The organism is Diplocloster modestus (assembly GCF_019042245.1).
Lineage (GTDB): Bacteria > Bacillota > Clostridia > Lachnospirales > Lachnospiraceae > Diplocloster > Diplocloster modestus.
In genome coordinates this window covers 202583-218502 of record NZ_JAHQCX010000002.1, presented here as the reverse complement: position 1 = coordinate 218502, position 15920 = coordinate 202583, and the positions used below count along the sequence as shown (strand labels likewise).

15 protein-coding genes are annotated in these 15920 nt (G+C 48.4%); 13 read left to right on the top strand and 2 right to left on the bottom strand.

The genetic code is table 11. The annotated features are described in order from the left end of the window. Positions 1-450: 450 nt before the first annotated feature. From KTH90_RS03860 to KTH90_RS03830, 7 genes are all read left to right on the top strand, one after another. The gene (locus KTH90_RS03860; protein WP_238726268.1) at positions 451-1668 is read left to right on the top strand and encodes an ABC transporter substrate-binding protein; all 1218 of its coding nucleotides are present in this window, start codon (positions 451-453) and stop codon (positions 1666-1668) included. Positions 1669-1800: 132 nt separating this feature from the next. Beyond that, positions 1801-2682 carry a branched-chain amino acid ABC transporter permease gene (locus KTH90_RS03855; RefSeq protein WP_158349798.1) on the top strand — a complete coding sequence of 294 codons (882 nt, stop codon included), beginning with the start codon at positions 1801-1803 and terminating at the stop codon, positions 2680-2682. A 9-nt stretch (positions 2683-2691) separates the two neighbouring features. Further along, the gene (locus KTH90_RS03850; RefSeq protein ID WP_330655859.1) at positions 2692-3654 is read left to right on the top strand and encodes a branched-chain amino acid ABC transporter permease; all 963 of its coding nucleotides are present in this window, start codon (positions 2692-2694) and stop codon (positions 3652-3654) included. Between the two features lies 1 nt (position 3655). Next, positions 3656-4414: an ABC transporter ATP-binding protein gene (locus tag KTH90_RS03845; protein ID WP_158349797.1), complete on the top strand. Its 759-nt coding sequence runs from the start codon at positions 3656-3658 to the stop codon at positions 4412-4414. Positions 4415-4426: 12 nt separating this feature from the next. Beyond that, positions 4427-5137: an ABC transporter ATP-binding protein gene (locus KTH90_RS03840; RefSeq protein ID WP_158349796.1), complete on the top strand. Its 711-nt coding sequence runs from the start codon at positions 4427-4429 to the stop codon at positions 5135-5137. A gap of 11 nt (positions 5138-5148) precedes the next feature. Further along, complete coding sequence (locus KTH90_RS03835) at positions 5149-5799, top strand: cytidylate kinase-like family protein (protein WP_158349795.1); 651 nt, start codon at positions 5149-5151, stop codon at positions 5797-5799. 207 nt (positions 5800-6006) lie between these two features. Further along, positions 6007-7317, top strand: a complete 1311-nt coding sequence (locus KTH90_RS03830; protein ID WP_158349794.1) for a D-alanyl-D-alanine carboxypeptidase family protein — start codon at positions 6007-6009, stop codon at positions 7315-7317. Positions 7318-7529: 212 nt separating this feature from the next. Here KTH90_RS03830 and KTH90_RS03825 read toward each other — a convergent pair whose 3' ends face one another. Continuing rightward, positions 7530-8438, bottom strand: coding sequence for an AraC family transcriptional regulator (locus KTH90_RS03825; protein WP_238726267.1), 909 nt, complete (start codon positions 8436-8438; stop codon positions 7530-7532). Between the two features lie 306 nt (positions 8439-8744). Between KTH90_RS03825 and KTH90_RS03820 the strand changes: the two genes are divergently transcribed. From KTH90_RS03820 to KTH90_RS03800, 5 genes are all read left to right on the top strand, one after another. After that, on the top strand, positions 8745-10232 hold the full coding sequence (locus KTH90_RS03820) for a sugar ABC transporter ATP-binding protein (RefSeq protein WP_158349792.1): 1488 nt from the start codon (positions 8745-8747) through the stop codon (positions 10230-10232). Between the two features lie 23 nt (positions 10233-10255). Next, positions 10256-11239: an ABC transporter permease gene (locus KTH90_RS03815; protein ID WP_330655857.1), complete on the top strand. Its 984-nt coding sequence runs from the start codon at positions 10256-10258 to the stop codon at positions 11237-11239. 207 nt (positions 11240-11446) lie between these two features. Further along, a complete protein-coding gene (locus KTH90_RS03810; RefSeq protein WP_238726266.1) occupies positions 11447-12550 on the top strand; it encodes a substrate-binding domain-containing protein in 1104 nt (367 codons plus the stop codon). Positions 12551-12670: 120 nt separating this feature from the next. Continuing rightward, positions 12671-13120: an RbsD/FucU family protein gene (locus KTH90_RS03805; protein WP_238726265.1), complete on the top strand. Its 450-nt coding sequence runs from the start codon at positions 12671-12673 to the stop codon at positions 13118-13120. Between the two features lie 82 nt (positions 13121-13202). Next, positions 13203-14198, top strand: a complete 996-nt coding sequence (locus KTH90_RS03800) for a sugar phosphate isomerase/epimerase family protein (RefSeq protein WP_158349788.1) — start codon at positions 13203-13205, stop codon at positions 14196-14198. A gap of 17 nt (positions 14199-14215) precedes the next feature. Here KTH90_RS03800 and KTH90_RS03795 read toward each other — a convergent pair whose 3' ends face one another. After that, entirely contained in the window at positions 14216-15325 is a 1110-nt protein-coding gene (locus KTH90_RS03795) for a DUF362 domain-containing protein (protein ID WP_238726264.1), read from the bottom strand. Between the two features lie 291 nt (positions 15326-15616). Here KTH90_RS03795 and KTH90_RS03790 point away from each other — a divergent pair, with 291 nt between their 5' ends. Continuing rightward, positions 15617-15889 carry a hypothetical protein gene (locus tag KTH90_RS03790; protein WP_158349786.1) on the top strand — a complete coding sequence of 91 codons (273 nt, stop codon included), beginning with the start codon at positions 15617-15619 and terminating at the stop codon, positions 15887-15889. The last annotated feature ends 31 nt before the right edge of the window (positions 15890-15920 follow it).

Genomic DNA, 15920 nt, shown 5'->3' with positions numbered 1-15920 from the left:
GTAAGGTTTAGCGTCAGATTTCTAATAAGGAAGGTATAGTCCAATGGACGAAGTGAATTAAAGAGGGAGTGTCTAAGAAGAGATTAGATGCTCCCTTTTTTGTGTGCAAAAGAGGAATGAAGAAAGGGGAAACACCAATAATGAAAGGGGAAATCCCAATAATGAAAGGGGAAATCCCAATAATGAAAGGAACTTGTACCCATAATTCGAAGTAGAAATTCCTATATTTATCCGGCAAATAATACCAGTGTAAATATATCCCATGCGGTAATGGGTTAAAACTTTATCTTATTAAAGAAAATGGATGTTTGTATACAGAAATAGGTTGACAAATAATATCAAAAATAGTATGATTACAAACAAGCTGAAGGCTTCTTTCCATAGGAGTCTTCATCGTTTTTGGCCTTTTTCCAGGTACAATCTTTTACACATTTTAAGGAGGAGAACTTTATGAAAAAGAAACTGGTTTCACTGATGTTAGTTTCTGTTATGGCTTTGTCTTTAGTGGCCTGCGGCTCTAAAGAAGAAGGCAGTAAGCCGGCAGAAGACAGCAAACCTGCGGCAGATGACGCAGCAGCCGATGCTTCTGACGCGGATGCCAATGCAGCGCCCGCAGCCGGAGAGAATACATTTGTAATCGGAGGTTTAGGGCCCCTGACCGGTTCCGCTGCTTCCTACGGTAATTCCGTTAAGCAGGGTGCTGAGATCGCGATCAAGGAGATCAACGATGCAGGCGGTGTTAAAGTAGGAGATACTACATATCAGTTAGTATTAAACTTTAAAGATGATGAGGCGAGTGAGGAAACAGTAGTTCCCGCTTACCAGTCCCTGATGGATGATGGAATCAACGCACTGCTTGGTACAGTTACCAGCGGCGCAGGCCTGGCGATCACAGATTTGACTTTACAGGATGGAATCCTTCAGATCACCCCTTCCGGTTCCGCGATCGCTTGTATTGAAAATGACAACGCGTTCCGTATCTGCTTTACAGACCCGCTGCAGGGCCAGGCTATGGCAGAGTACATGGTTGATAAAAAAGGATTGAAGAAAATCGCAGTGATCTACAATACCTCTGATGAATACAGCACAGGTATCAAGGATAAATTCGAAGAAGTAGTAGCGGAAAAAGGCGGCGAGATCGTTGCCAGCGAAGCGTTCCAGAAGGATGATGTAGACTTCTCCGCACAGTTGACCAAGATCAAATCCACAGACGCGGAAGCCATCTTCGTACCGGCTTACTACAACGATGCAGCTTATATCACCGCACAGGCCAACGATATGGGAATGAGCCTTCCCTTCTTCGGCAGTGACGGATGGGACGGAGTCCTGGCAGCTGTTACCGATCCCGCCTTTGTAGAAGGAGCTATTTTCTTAAGCCCGTTCCTGGCCAGTGATGACAGCGCGAAAGATTTTACAACTGCTTATGAGGCTGCTTACAGCGCAACGCCTGATCAGTTCGCAGCGGATGGTTATGATACCGTATATGTAATGAAAGCAGCTATGGAAAAAGCTGGTTCCATTGAGAGCGCAGACCTGATCGCTGCAATGGACGGCCTGACCGTAGACGGCCTGACCGGAGCTATGACCTTTGATAAGAGCGGTGAACCGAACAAGGGTGCAAAATTCATCGAAATCAAAGAAGGACAGTACGCTTATACAGCAGATTAATGAAAGCGGACGGGGCGTCATCTATATGACGCCCTTTTTCCAGTTGTTGATAAGAACAAAGGATTCGGTTGATACATATATTGCAAGAGAGCTTGAAAGATATGTATCAATCGAAATATGAGAGGTGAGAGGATGCTGACAAATATCATAGAACAGTTGCTCAACGGCTTGAGGACGGGCAGTATCTATGCATTGATCGCTCTGGGCTATACGATGGTTTACGGAATTGCGAAAATGATCAATTTTGCTCACGGCGACATTATTATGGTAGGAGCTTATGCTCTGTATGTGGCCATCATTAACATGCAGCTGCCGGCGATTCCGGCTGTGTTGCTGACCTGCGTTACCTGTGCGGTCCTGGGTGTGGGGATCGAGAAAGTAGCTTACAAACCTCTGCGGAAGGCACCGCCTCTGGCCGTGTTGATTACGGCGATCGGTGTCAGCTATTTCCTGCAGAGCGCATCGCTGTTGATTTTTGGAGCGACTCCGATCCCGTTTAAGTCCATTATCGATGTGCCGGCCATCAAGCTTGGCAGCGTTACGGTTTCCGGTCTGACGCTGGTAACTCTTTTAGTCACTACGGTCTGTATGATCGCGCTGACTTTATTTATCAATAAGACAAAAGCGGGGAGCGCTATGAGAGCAGTCTCAGAAGATAAAGGCGCAGCATCGCTGATGGGGATCAATGTAAACAGAACGATCTCCATGACCTTTGCGATCGGATCTTTTCTGGCGGCTGTCGCAGGTATCCTGTACATATGCCAGTATCAGTCCTTACGGCCCACCCTTGGCGCCCTGCCCGGTATCAAAGCGTTCGTGGCAGCCGTTCTGGGCGGGATCGGCAGTGTGCCCGGAGCGATGATCGGCGGTATCCTGCTGGGCATTATTGAAAGTATTTCCAAAGCTTATATTTCTACGGAACTCGCGGATGCAATCGTTTTTGGCGTGCTGGTTGTGGTGCTGCTGGTGAAGCCGTCCGGCCTCATGGGCAAAAACAGTACAGAGAAAGTGTAGGTGGGAACCGTGAAAAAGAAACTAAGCAAAGGGTTTATTCTGGAGATTGTATTTATCATTGCTTCCTATATTCTGCTTACGATACTGATGAAGAGCGGAATTTTAAACCGTCAGTACACGGCGCTGATCGTTCCTATCGGAGTTAACATTATGCTGGCGGTATCCCTGAATCTGGTTACCGGTTTTCTGGGAGAGTTATCCCTGGGACACGCCTGTTTTATGTCCATTGGAGCCTATACAGGAGCTCTGATTTCCACGTCCATGGAACTGCCGTCCTATGCGGAATTTTTCCTGGCGTTAATCGCAGGCGGAGTGATGGCGGCCGTGTTCGGCTTCCTGATCGGCGTACCGGTCTTAAGACTGCACGGGGATTATCTGGCTATCGTAACACTGGCTTTTGGTGAGATAGTAAAATCCATCCTGAATGCGCTGCCGTTCACCAACGGCTCCAAAGGTCTGTCCAAGATACCCATGTACTCCAACTACCAGCATTATACACTGGTGTTTATCCTGGTCATTTTGACGATAGTAATCATAACGAATCTGGTAAAATCCCGGCATGGACGGGCGATCTGTTCCCTGCGGGATAATTATATCGCATCTGAGTCCATCGGCATACCGGTGAGCCGCTTTAAAGTGCTGGCGTTTGTCATCGGCGCGTTTTTCGCAGGGATTGCCGGCGTGGTCTATGCCCATAACGTGGGAATTATCAAGCCTACGACATTCGATTACAACAAATCCATTGAGATTCTGGTTATCGTGGTTCTGGGCGGTATGGGAAGCATCAAGGGGTCGATTATCGCTGCGGTAATTCTGACCGTGCTCCCGGAAATGCTGCGGGGAGCGGACGATTACCGGATGCTGCTGTATTCCATCGTATTGATTGTTATGATGCTCTTTAATAACTCGGAAGTCAAAGAACGTCTGCTGGAGATGAATCTGTTCAAGCGTCACCAAAAGGAGGTTGATTAAAATGGCTTTATTGGAAGTCAATGGTTTGGGGATCTCTTTTGGCGGCCTTCGGGCGGTGGATGATTTTACGATCCGTATAGAAAAAGGGATGCTATACGGGCTGATCGGCCCGAATGGTGCGGGAAAAACTACCGTGTTCAATATGCTGACCGGCGTGTATCGGCCGAACAATGGAACGATTAAGCTGGACGGAGAAAACCTGGTGGGGAAAAACCCGGCGCAGATCTGCCAGACCGGTGTGGCCAGGACATTTCAGAATATCCGGCTGTTTAAGAAAATGTCGGTACTGGATAATGTGAAGGTCGCGCTGCACAATGAGACAAAATATTCCCTGTGGACATCTATGTTCCGGCTCCCGGGATACTTTAAGAAGGAAAAAGAGATGGACCAAAGGGCTTTGGATATCCTGGCTGTATTCGGTCTGGACGGACAGGCGCAGGTCATGGCCTCGAACCTTCCCTACGGTCAGCAGAGGAAGCTGGAGATCGCCCGGGCTCTCGCTACGAACCCCAAGCTGCTTTTACTGGATGAACCGGCTGCCGGTATGAATCCAAATGAAACAGCGGAGCTGATGGAGACAATCAAATTGGTTCGAGATAAATTTGATGTAACAATACTGCTCATTGAACATGACATGAAGCTGGTTGCGGGAATCTGTGAATATTTGACGGTATTGAATTTTGGCACGGAACTGGCCAGCGGGACACCGGATGTGGTATTGCACGATCCGGCCGTTGTGACGGCATATCTGGGCGAGTAGGAGGTGGATGACATGGCGATGTTAAAAGTTACAGATCTGAAGGTATATTATGGTGTCATCCAGGCGATCAAAGGGATTTCGTTCGAGGTAAACCAGGGCGAGGTTATCGCACTGATCGGGGCCAATGGAGCTGGCAAGACGACAATCCTGCACACGGTAACCGGCTTGATCCCGCCGAAGACCGGTAAGATTGAGTTTGAGGGGAAAGACATCACGAAACTGCAGGGGCATAAAATCGTATCTCTGGGCATGGCCCATGTGCCGGAGGGACGGCGTGTGTTCGCTTCCCTGACGGTTCTGGAGAACTTAAAGCTGGGGGCCTATACGAGAAAGGATAAAGAGGAGATCAATGCTTCCCTGGAAATGGTATATAAGCGTTTTCCGCGGCTGGAGGAGAGAAAAAGCCAGCTGGCGGGCACCCTGTCCGGAGGGGAGCAGCAGATGCTGGCTATGGGACGGGCACTTATGTCCAAGCCCAGGATCCTGCTGATGGATGAGCCTTCTATGGGACTGTCTCCCATCTATGTAAATGAAATCTTTGATATTATCAAGCAGGTCAGCGCCGAGGGAACAACGGTACTTCTTGTGGAACAGAACGCGAAAAAGGCGTTGGATATCGCTGACCGGGCTTATGTTCTGGAAACCGGCAATATTGCGCTGGAAGGAAAAGCTTCCGACCTGATGAACAATGAATCGGTGAAAAAAGCGTATCTGGGAGAGTAGGGGGGAATTATATGAGTCATATGATTATTGCAATTGCACGGCAGTACGGCAGCGGCGGTAAGACGATCGGCCATATGCTGGCAGAGGACCTGGGAATTCCCTGCTATGACAGGGAAATCATGAAAATGGCTTCCGAAGACAGTGGTATCAGCGAGCAGCTGTTCGCTCAGGCAGACGAGAAGCTGCGCAATTCCCAGCTGTTTAAAATGGCCAGCACCGTATACAAAGGCGAGCTGATCGGGCCGGAGAGCGATGAGTTTGTATCCAATGATAACCTGTTTAACTATCAGGCAAAGATTTTAAAAGAGCTGGCGCAGACGGAAGATTTCGTTGTGATCGGGCGTGCGGCGGACTTTGTGCTGAGGGATGAACCGGGACTGACCCGTGTGTTCGTACATGCGCCCCATGATTATTGTATGGCCAGGGCCATGGAGCGCAACAGCATGACGGAAAAAGAGATGGAGCGGTTTATTCAGAAAACCGACAGGCACCGGGCGGAATATTACAAGTATTACACCGGAAGCGAGTGGGAAGATGTAAATAATTATGATCTGTGCCTGAACAGCAGCCGGCTGGGCTTTGAGGGCTGCGTGGAGGCGATTAAGTCCTATATCCGGATCCGGGATAAGTACGGGGATGAGAGCGGGATCTGTTCTTATTGATATGAAGTGTTTTGAATTAAATGAGGCTGTAGCACAGCGAAGTAGTAGGCTGTGCTATGGCCTTACTGTTTCATAAGGTGCTTCGTTAGGCAAAGTTAAATGAATTGCATAGCTGCCCTGCGGTGTCGTGTTGCGTCAAAATTTATGACATAATTTTTCCCTATCCCTATTACATTAGTAGTAGAAAATAAAACAGGGGAGAATTACATGAAACGTATTCTGACTTTCATTTTAACCGTCGGACTGTGTTTATCTTTGTTCCCGGTGATACCTGTATATGCGGAAGAGACACCTGAACAGCAGGAAGGTCAGGAAGTACAGGAAGGGCAGGAGATCCAGGAGCAGGAGGGACAGGAAACAGTTGCTGGACAGGAGGGACAGGAAACACAGGAAAACCAGAATGAACAGCAAACGCAACAGGCTCCGGCTACAGAGGGACTGGATCTGGCGGCTCCGTCGGCAATTCTGATGGAAGCTTCCACCGGACAGGTGATTTACGAAAAGAACAGTACCGAAAGGCTCAGGCCTGCCAGTATCACAAAGATTATGACCCTGATCCTGACCTTTGATGCCCTGGCGGAGGGGAAAATACATCTTCAGGATGAGGTCACCACCAGTGCCTATGCGAAATCCATGGGAGGATCACAGGTATTCCTGGAAGAAGGGGAAAAACAGACCGTAGAAACACTGATCAAATGCATTGTGGTGGCGTCTGGAAATGACGCTTCCGTAGCCATGGCTGAGTTTATAGCAGGCAGCGAACCGGAATTCATCGGCATGATGAACGCCAGGGCACAGGGATTGGGTATGGAGCAGACTCATTTTGAGGACTGCTGCGGTCTGACCGAGTCAGAAACACATCTGACATCGGCCAGAGACGTAGCGATCATGTCCCGGGAACTTATCACAAAATACCCGGAAATACATAAGTATTCTTCAATCTGGATGGAGGACATCACCCATGTAACCAAACAGGGCTCATCCCAATTCACACTGTCGAACACCAACAAACTGGTGCGCCAGTACGACGGCTGCAACGGCCTGAAGACAGGCAGTACGAGTCTGGCAAAATACTGTGTCTCAGCCACTGCGAAGCGTAACGGGGTCCAGCTGATCGCAGTCGTTATGGCAGCTCCGGATTTCAAAGTACGGTTCCAGGACGCATCAAAAATGCTGGATTTCGGATTCGCAAAAGCCAGGACATATGAAGACTTGAATCAGGATCCCCTTCCCAATGTGGCGGTAAAAAAAGGTGTGGAGAACGAAGTCGGAATCGCTTACGCAGGTGATTTCCACTATCTGGACCTGAACGGCGCAGACTTAAGCGGGGTAACCAAAGAGATCCGTGTGGAACAAGAGACCGAAGCTCCGGTAGCAAAGGACAGCATCGCCGGCCAGGCGGTTTACCTGCTGAATGGCCAGGAAATAGGAAAAGTGGACATCAAGTTTGTCCAGGATGTAGCAAAAGCGACGTTTAAGGATTACCTGGGGAGAGCTTTCAAGGTACTTTTGCTGTAGCAGCGCTTGCGGTCAATACATGTCCGGGCAATAAGGTTATGGGAGAGTCTAAAAGTAAGCCCTCTTCCGTATCAGAATAAGGAACCGCGGTATTATCATAGCAAAGATTAAGGGACATGGAGGGTGTAAATGATTTATACGATGAAGATTTGTACTTTTGGTGGAAATTTTATACTTAATTATAGAAGAGCCGGCTTTTCGGCAAGTCTTTCTCAGGAGCGTCCCGCATACCGTTTCCGGTATTCCTGCGGCGTACGCCCGAAGTATTCCCGGAAGGTTTTTCCGAAATAGCTGCTGGTGCAGAAGCCATTGAGCATCCCCACGTTTACGACAGACTCATCGGTCTCCCTGAGCATGGCCGCGGCCTGCAGTATGCGGTATTGAATGACGTATTCCATTGGCGACATCTGCAGATTCTTTTTAAAGCAGCGGGTACATTCCCGTTTGCTAAGGCAGGCGACGGAAGCGATATCCTCCAGCATAATTTTTTCTGTGTAATGGGTGTGGATAAACTGCAGCATATCCCGGATCCGCTCATTGTCAGCCAGGGCCCGGGGCTGTTTGCTGAAGATCAGTTCCTCATTTTCCAGATAGAGCGTTTTCCAGATTTCCGTAAAGTATTCCCTCAGCTTGAATTCGTAGAATAAATCCTCACCCTTTGCCACATCATAAGCCTTTTTCAGGAGTGCCTGCACAAGCCGGTGCTCCTTTGTATTTTGGTCAAAGCGGTAAAACTCCAGGGTGTGGCAGTTCAGAATCGGCTTCAGATATTTCTGCTCAAAGACGCTGTTGAGAAAACCGCCCAGTAACAGCGTGCTGAATTTGTGGGCGGTAAAGATCACGTCGTTGGAGGAATCCACTGAAGTTTCCGTGTGTAATACATTAGAATTGACAAAGCCTCCGGTACCTTCCGAAACCGCGTAGCGGTTATTGTTGGTGGTATAAACCAGAGTCCCTTTTAAAATATAGAAAAATTCCACTTCTTCATGCCAATGCCAGGGCACGGTGTGTCCGATATAATTTTTCATATTACAGTAATGGACGCTGTAGGGAAACTCCGGCGTCATTCCTTCGATCATTTCCTGACGGTTGTTGCTCAGACGTATTTCGTTGATTATCATGTTCGGCCTCATCCTTTTCCTGCGTAATTTGTTTTTGTAAATTTATTTTGTATCATTTGTATAGTTAGAACAAGAGTTTTGCCTGATAATATTCCGATTTGTCAAAAACGGCTCGATTGTTATATGAAAAGTCCAAAATATTATATTAATACGGCAAAAACTTCTTTATAATTATATTATATTCAAATACAAAAATCAACCGGTTGAGAAGAAAGTTGATGATAACGTTGAGAAATGAGTGTAAGAGAAAGAAGGTACTAGGGAAAGGGTTTAGCAGGAACTTATAGAGTCAGAAAGGAGGAGGTTATGGAGGAGTTGTTAAAGGCCAGCCATATTTCTAAGTTTTTTCCCGGAGTCAAGGCCCTGCAGGATGTAAATATTACCGTGAACAGCGGAGAAATATTGGGGCTGTTGGGCGAAAACGGAGCCGGAAAATCTACGCTGCTAAATGTCTTAAGCGGCATCTACCAGCCGGATGAGGGGGAAATCCGGGTGAAGGGGCAGTCTGTTAAGATGCACGGAGTGAATGACGCGTTTGAACTGGGAATCGCTATCGTGCATCAGGAGTTGAAACTGCACAGCAATATGAGTGTGGCGGAAAATATTTATATGGGCCGGCTTCCGAAAAACCGGATGGGAACCGTACAGTACAAAAAGCTTTATCGACAGGTGGAAGAGCTGTTAAGCGCCTATGGCCTGAAGCTGAACCCGCACAAAGAAGTCCGGCTTTTGTCCATCGCGGAACAGCAGCTGACGGAGATCGCCAAGGTTCTGTCCTATAACGCGAAGGTGATCCTTATGGATGAACCCACATCGTCGCTGACAACGGAGGAAACACAGAACCTGTTTTGCACCATGGAAGTGCTGAAAAAGAAAGGCGTGGGCATCGTTTTTATTTCCCACAAGCTGGAAGAGATTGCGGAATGCTGCGACCGGGTCCAGGTATTACGGGATGGTCAGGACATGGGAGATAAACCGGTAAAGGAGGTATCGGAAAATGAGCTGATCCGGATGATGGTCGGCAGGGAGATATCCCAGAGATTTCCGGCCAAGACCAACAGCCCGGGAGAGCCGCTTCTGGAAGTCAGAAACCTGACCAGGGGAAAGTATGTAAAGGATGTGAGCTTCACTGTGAGACGCGGCGAGGTGTTCGGGATCGCGGGTCTTGTGGGAGCGGGCAGAAGTGAACTGGTACGTCTGATTTTCGGAGCGGATAAAAAGGACGGCGGTGAGATCCTCATGAATGGGCAGAAGGTAGACATCAAAAGTCCCAGGGATGCGATCCGCAACGGCATCTATCTGGTACCGGAAGACCGGAAAAAACAGGGACTGATTCTGTCACAGGATGTGGAGAACAATACGGTACTGTCTATGATTTATAAAATACGCAAGGCCTTTGGTTATATTGACACCCCGAAGGAAAAAGTGATGGCCGATGAACAAATCGAAGCCTTACATATTAAATGTACCGGAAAAGAGCAGATTACGGGAACCCTGTCCGGAGGCAATCAGCAAAAGGTGGTAATCGGAAAGTGTATGCTGACCAACCCGGAAGTGATGATACTGGACGACCCGACCAGAGGAATTGATATTGGAACAAAGGCGGAGATCTATGAACTGATCAATGAGGTGACGAATTCCGGACGATCGGTAATTCTGATTTCTTCAGAGATGCCGGAAGTAATTAAAATGAGTGACCGGGTGGCGGTGATGCATGAAGGCAGGATCACAGGAATCCTGGATCACGAAGAACTCACCCAGGAACAGGTGATCAAGTACGCCATTGGAGGATGAGAAAGATTGAACGGAGGAAAACAATGAAGAAATCAACAGATGCTGTCATAGCACAGAATAAGCATAATAAAGTGGCGGGATTCCTTTCTCAAAACATCATTCTGGCCGCGCTGGTAGTCATGTGCCTGATACTGACGATATGTACCCCCAGGTTCCTGACAGTAAAGAATATCATGAATATTCTGATGCAGTCCACCACCATGGGTATGGCTGCTGTGGGTATGACTTATGTAGTGATTACAGGTGGAATCGATCTGTCGGTAGGATCTGTCCTGGCACTGTGTGCCGCCCTGGGGGCGGCTGCCATGAAAAACGGGGCACCGGTGGTAATCGGCGTTCTGATTATGCTGTCCGTGTCAACCGCCTTTGGATTTATACAGGGGATCCTGATCAGCAGACTGAAGGTGCCGGCTTTTATTGTAACACTGGCAGGAATGTCCATTGGACGGGGATTTACCCTGGTATTCACACAGGGGAAGACGATCTCGGGTATACCGAAGAGTTACCAGTTGATTGGAAATGGCTATATCGCGGGCTTTATCCCGATCGCTGTCCTGATCATGTTTTTGGTATACCTGGTCGCTTTCTATGTTTTGAAATTTACGACCTTTGGACGCGGGATCTACGCGCTGGGCGGTAACCGGGAAGCGACGGAATTGTCCGGTATTCACACGAAGCGGATAGAAATGTGTGTCTATGGAGTCAGCGGTTTTACAGCGGGACTGGCCGCTATGATACTGACGGCCCGGCTGGGAACGGCCGTATCTACAGCGGGAGACTGTCTGGAGATGGATGCCATCGGAGCTGCCGTAATCGGAGGCGCCAGCCTGGCAGGAGGACGCGGAACTATGAAAGGGACACTGGTAGGAGTACTGATCTTAAGTGTTCTGAATAACGGTATGAATCTTCTGAATGTGAATACATTCTATACCGGAGTGGTACGGGGTGTCGTGATCCTGATTGCGGTACTTTTGGACACGCTGAAAAACAGAAGTGAGTTAACTTAATTCATGGCTGATAGAATCGGCAAATAGGAATCGTGCGGTAAATAACCTGCCATCTATGAAAAACTCTACACGGTAAGCAGAGAAAAAAGAAAACGACAAGCAGTGAGGCAGGTCTGTTCCCAGTTCCTATATAAAGATTTTATTTCGATAAGCAAATGCAAATTATCAAGGAAGGTATTGGAGCAATCCGAAGAAGGAGGTAGCAGTATGAAAAGAAGTTTTAGTAAAGTATTGGCAATTCTCGTAAGTATGACCATGGTTATGGCCGCTTTAAGCGCCTGCGGCACACAGAAAGAGGAACCGGCGGCATCCGGGGGGACAGCCGGCAGTACGGCAGCTGGTGAGACCAAAACCGCAGAACCGGCAGCTGCACCGGACGCAGATTCCGCAGGGGATCAGGCACCGGCGGCAGGGGACATAACGATCGGTACCAGTATATCAACACTCACCAACGAATTCTTTGTAGCCATGAAACTGGGTCTGGAAGAAGCTGCCAAGGAAAATGGAGTGAAGATTGTGGAGACCAATGCGGACAATGATACGGCGAAACAGACGTCCCAGATCGAAGACCTGATTTCCCAGGGAGCCAGTGCCATTATCTGTAATCCCATTGACAGCGACGCCATCGTTACCGCACAGCAGAAAGCCGTAGATGCAGGAATCCCTTTGATCTACGCGGACCGCGGGTCCACCAGTGACGGATACACCGCATTCCTTGCGACGGATAACGTGGCTATGGGCGCCATCGCCGCTGACAAAATCGCGGAGTTCCTGACGGACAAATACGGTGAGCCCAAAGGCAAAGTTGTAGAAATCGAAGGATTGGCCGGTGCATCGGCAACCAGGGACCGTGGGGAAGGCTTTCATAAGCAGCTGGAAGAAAAATATCCGGATATCGAAGTAGTAGCACAGCAGGCAGGTGATTTTAACCAGGAAACATCTCTGAACGTTATGCAGAATATCATCCAGGCACAGCCGGAATTCGATGCCGTATATGGACACAATGACGACTGTACACTTGGTGCACTCAAAGCAATTGAGGGATCGGGCCTTTTAAAACCAGCCGGTGATAAAGAACACATCTATATCGTTGGTATCGACGGCGTGGCCGACGCGCTGGAAGCTATCCGCCAGGGAAGCATTGACGTAACCATATCGCAGGATCCCATCGGCATGGGGAAAAAGGCAATCGAGCTGGCGATCCAGGCAGTGAACGGAGAAACGGTCGAGAAGGATCAGATTCAGGGTCACTATGTAATCGACTCCACTAATGTGGACGATGAGACCAATTGGGCAAATGCTGTAAAATAAGTTGATGATACTTACCGTGTGGAGCATGTACGCATACCGCAAGCCACTGCGGTATGTGTACACAACAAATAATAATTGTGGCGGTAAAATGTGCAAAAAAACGCGCAAATGGAGGATATTATGCTGAAAAATATTCCGGAAGTAATTCCGCCAGAACTGATGCTGGCATTGATGCAAATGGGACACGGAGATGAAATCGTAATCGGAGACATCAATTTTCCTTCCTATACAATGTCCAGACGCTGTGTATACACAAAAGGAATCAAAGCCACTGAGATCCTGGAAGCGATCCTAACGCTGATGCCGTTGGATGTATTCGTTCCAGACCCGGTCAATGTGATGACGCCCGGGGAATTATACAAGGGGACACCTCCGATTTGGAGCGACTACGACCGAATCATCCGGACCAACGACTTTTGCGGGGCATATAAGGAAATGAAACAGATGGAACGCTTCGAGTTCTATGAAAGAGCAAAAAACAGTTTTGTGACGGTACAAACCAGTGAAGACGCGCTCTACGCGTGCATGATTCTGAAAAAAGGCGTCATTGGAGAATTCTCAGGAAAATAAAAGCTGACAAATTCCCGGAAAAATAAAGCAGTCAAATTCATGGGAAAATAGAAACAGACAAAAAGTTGAGGAGGAATGTAATATGGCAAGTAAGGTAAAGTACAGTGCAATTATCGGATCGTTGGGGCAGACTTCAGACAGGTTTATGAAATGCGGATACAAGGATCCAAAAGTGGATCAGGTAGAATTCCCGGATGTCATCAAAAGTCTGGAGCAGATGCAGGTATTGTCTGGTGCGGATCTCTATCAGGCCCCCAGCGGCCCCTACGCTGATCCCGAAGTGGTAAATGAGATTCTAACCAGATCTGATCTGGTAGCATCCTCCGTTCTTCCCCAGGTCTTCGGTGAGCGCAAATATCAGAAGGGGTCCATAGCCGCTGCCGACCCGGCAGTACGCAAAGAAGCCATGGATCTGTGCAAACAGAACATAGACTTCAACGCCAGACTGGTAGGCAGCCCCAGTGTCAATCTCTGGCTGGGACAGGACGGCTTTGACTATCCCCTTCAGACAGACTATACGAAACAGTGGGATTATCTGATCGGCAATGTCCGTGAACTGGCTGACTACAACCCCGGCATCAGGCTGACCCTGGAAGGAAAAATCAGAGAGCCCAGAAACCGCTGCCTGATCGATACCACCATGACTGCCCTTTTAGTCTGCATGGAAGTGGACCGCCCCAATGTAGGTGTCGCTATCGACACCGGCCATGTATTTCAGGCACAGCAAAGCGTTGCCCAGAACATCGAGGTGGCCGCCCGCTATCACAAACTGTTCATGATCCATGCCAACGACAATTACAATCTGTGGGATGACGACATGATGGTAGGCGCCCTGCGTCTGACCGAGTTCATTGAGATGTTCTACGCCCTGCGGAAAGCAGATTATGACGGTTTCATTTCCGTAGACATCTTCCCTTACCGTGAGAACCAGTACGAGGCCACCCGCCAAAGTGTCCTGAACATGCAGAAATATGATGAGGCCATAGACCGGATCGGATTCGATCGGTTAGGCGAACTGATCGATGAAGGCAATCCCTGTGAGATGACAAAAGTGATTCGGGAGAGTCTGTTTAAATAACACCGGTCTCTTCTTATTTATGAGACTTCGATCAACTCATAGGTATCTTGTCCGATCCCCAGCTTTACCGCATGCGAAATGGCCACGCGCCAATCCGTGTTGGGGCTGACGGCACCGAAATGATCGTGCCCTTCGTGATCACATTCTGCCAGAAGGCTGCCTTTGATGACCGGCTGCGCGTTGACCGCATCTGCACAAGCCACATCCAGAGCCACCGGATCAAAAGAGGCGAACATACCGATATCAGGAACGATGGACAGATCATTTTCCGGATGACAGTCGCAGAAGGGAGCCACATCTACAACCAGACTGATATGGAAATTCGGTCTGCCTGATAGGACTGCCTTGGTATATTCGGCGATCTTCCGGTTCAGAATGTCCTCAGATTCATCGGAGGCGGGGTTTACCGCGTCACGGGGACAGACGCCAATGCAGCGGCCGCAGCCGGCACATTTGTTCTGATCGATGGATGCTTTTTTGGATGAGATGGTGATGGCATCCTGTGCACAGACCTTGCTGCAGGAGCCGCAGCCGACACACAGCTCCTGATCCACAAAGGGCTTACCAGCGCTGTGCATCTCCATCTTGCCGGCCCGGGAACCGCAGCCCATTCCTATATTTTTAAGAGTACCGCCGAAACCGGTAAGCTCATGACCCTTAAAGTGGGTCAGAGAGATGAAGATATCCGCGTCCATAATAGCACGGCCGATTTTAGCTTCTGTCACATACTCGCCGCCGGCCACGGGAATCAGGACATCATCGGTACCCTTAAGCCCATCTCCAATCAAGATATGGCATCCGGTGGAAAAGGGAGAAAAGCCGTTTGTGTAGGCGCCGTCTATGTGGTCCAGCGCGTTTTTACGGCCGCCCACATAGAGCGTATTGCAGTCGGTCAGAAAGGGGTTTCCACCCAGTTCCCGGATCACATCAACTACAGTTTTCGCATAATTAGGCCTCAAGTAAGCCAGATTACCCGGCTCGCCAAAATGCATCTTTACAGCGACGTATTTCTGGTTAAAATCGATTGTACCGATACCGGCCTTTTTCATCAGACGTGCCAGTTTTTCCTGAAGATTCACGTTCATTCGGGTACGCATGTTCGTAAAATAAACTTTAGATTTTTCCATATGATTACTCCTTTTTTTTATGAGCACTTACAGCTGTTAGTGAGAGCTGCTATTTTTGATAGTAAGAGATATCTGTTCAGATCGCTATAGATCTGTTTCCCGATCTGTTTCCCGGATTCTAAATGGGAAACAAGGCGGAGAAGATATAATTCCGGATAATATAAATATTATATCACTGTGTGGTAATATTTGGTATCCTGTAATCTATCCGAATGGGACAGGAAGTTGGAATATTTTACTAGGGCTCGTACTATAATATGTAATAATGCATATTTCAGAAGGAGGAATATTATGGCCAGAACGAAAAAACCGGTCGAAGAGCGAATCGCACTGATGCAGGAAGCAATCGAAAAACAGAAGGCGATAGTCAACAGGGAAAAGGGGAAGCTGGTGGATTTGAACCAGGAATATGCGGCTCTTCTGCGGGAAAAAAGAGATAAAGAGTTGAATGAACTCTGTGACTTTATGGAACTGACCGGATTGAGTGTCAATCAGGTAACGGATATAGTAAAAAAAGAAATCATTCCCCAAAGAGAAGAGGAAGAGCAGCAGGGAATTGCATAAAACTTTCACTGCAAAGGACCAGAGAGGTCTG

Coding starts and splice junctions, on each gene's coding strand:
- KTH90_RS03860 (WP_238726268.1), top strand. CDS start 451: ATGAAAAAGAAACTGGTTTCACTGATGTTAGTTTCTGTTATGGCTTTG.
- KTH90_RS03855 (WP_158349798.1), top strand. CDS start 1,801: ATGCTGACAAATATCATAGAACAGTTGCTCAACGGCTTGAGGACGGGC.
- KTH90_RS03845 (WP_158349797.1), top strand. CDS start 3,656: ATGGCTTTATTGGAAGTCAATGGTTTGGGGATCTCTTTTGGCGGCCTT.
- KTH90_RS03840 (WP_158349796.1), top strand. CDS start 4,427: ATGGCGATGTTAAAAGTTACAGATCTGAAGGTATATTATGGTGTCATC.
- KTH90_RS03835 (WP_158349795.1), top strand. CDS start 5,149: ATGAGTCATATGATTATTGCAATTGCACGGCAGTACGGCAGCGGCGGT.
- KTH90_RS03830 (WP_158349794.1), top strand. CDS start 6,007: ATGAAACGTATTCTGACTTTCATTTTAACCGTCGGACTGTGTTTATCT.
- KTH90_RS03825 (WP_238726267.1), bottom strand. CDS start 8,438: ATGATAATCAACGAAATACGTCTGAGCAACAACCGTCAGGAAATGATC.
- KTH90_RS03820 (WP_158349792.1), top strand. CDS start 8,745: ATGGAGGAGTTGTTAAAGGCCAGCCATATTTCTAAGTTTTTTCCCGGA.
- KTH90_RS03815 (WP_330655857.1), top strand. CDS start 10,256: ATGAAGAAATCAACAGATGCTGTCATAGCACAGAATAAGCATAATAAA.
- KTH90_RS03810 (WP_238726266.1), top strand. CDS start 11,447: ATGAAAAGAAGTTTTAGTAAAGTATTGGCAATTCTCGTAAGTATGACC.
- KTH90_RS03805 (WP_238726265.1), top strand. CDS start 12,671: ATGCTGAAAAATATTCCGGAAGTAATTCCGCCAGAACTGATGCTGGCA.
- KTH90_RS03800 (WP_158349788.1), top strand. CDS start 13,203: ATGGCAAGTAAGGTAAAGTACAGTGCAATTATCGGATCGTTGGGGCAG.
- KTH90_RS03795 (WP_238726264.1), bottom strand. CDS start 15,325: ATGGAAAAATCTAAAGTTTATTTTACGAACATGCGTACCCGAATGAAC.
- KTH90_RS03790 (WP_158349786.1), top strand. CDS start 15,617: ATGGCCAGAACGAAAAAACCGGTCGAAGAGCGAATCGCACTGATGCAG.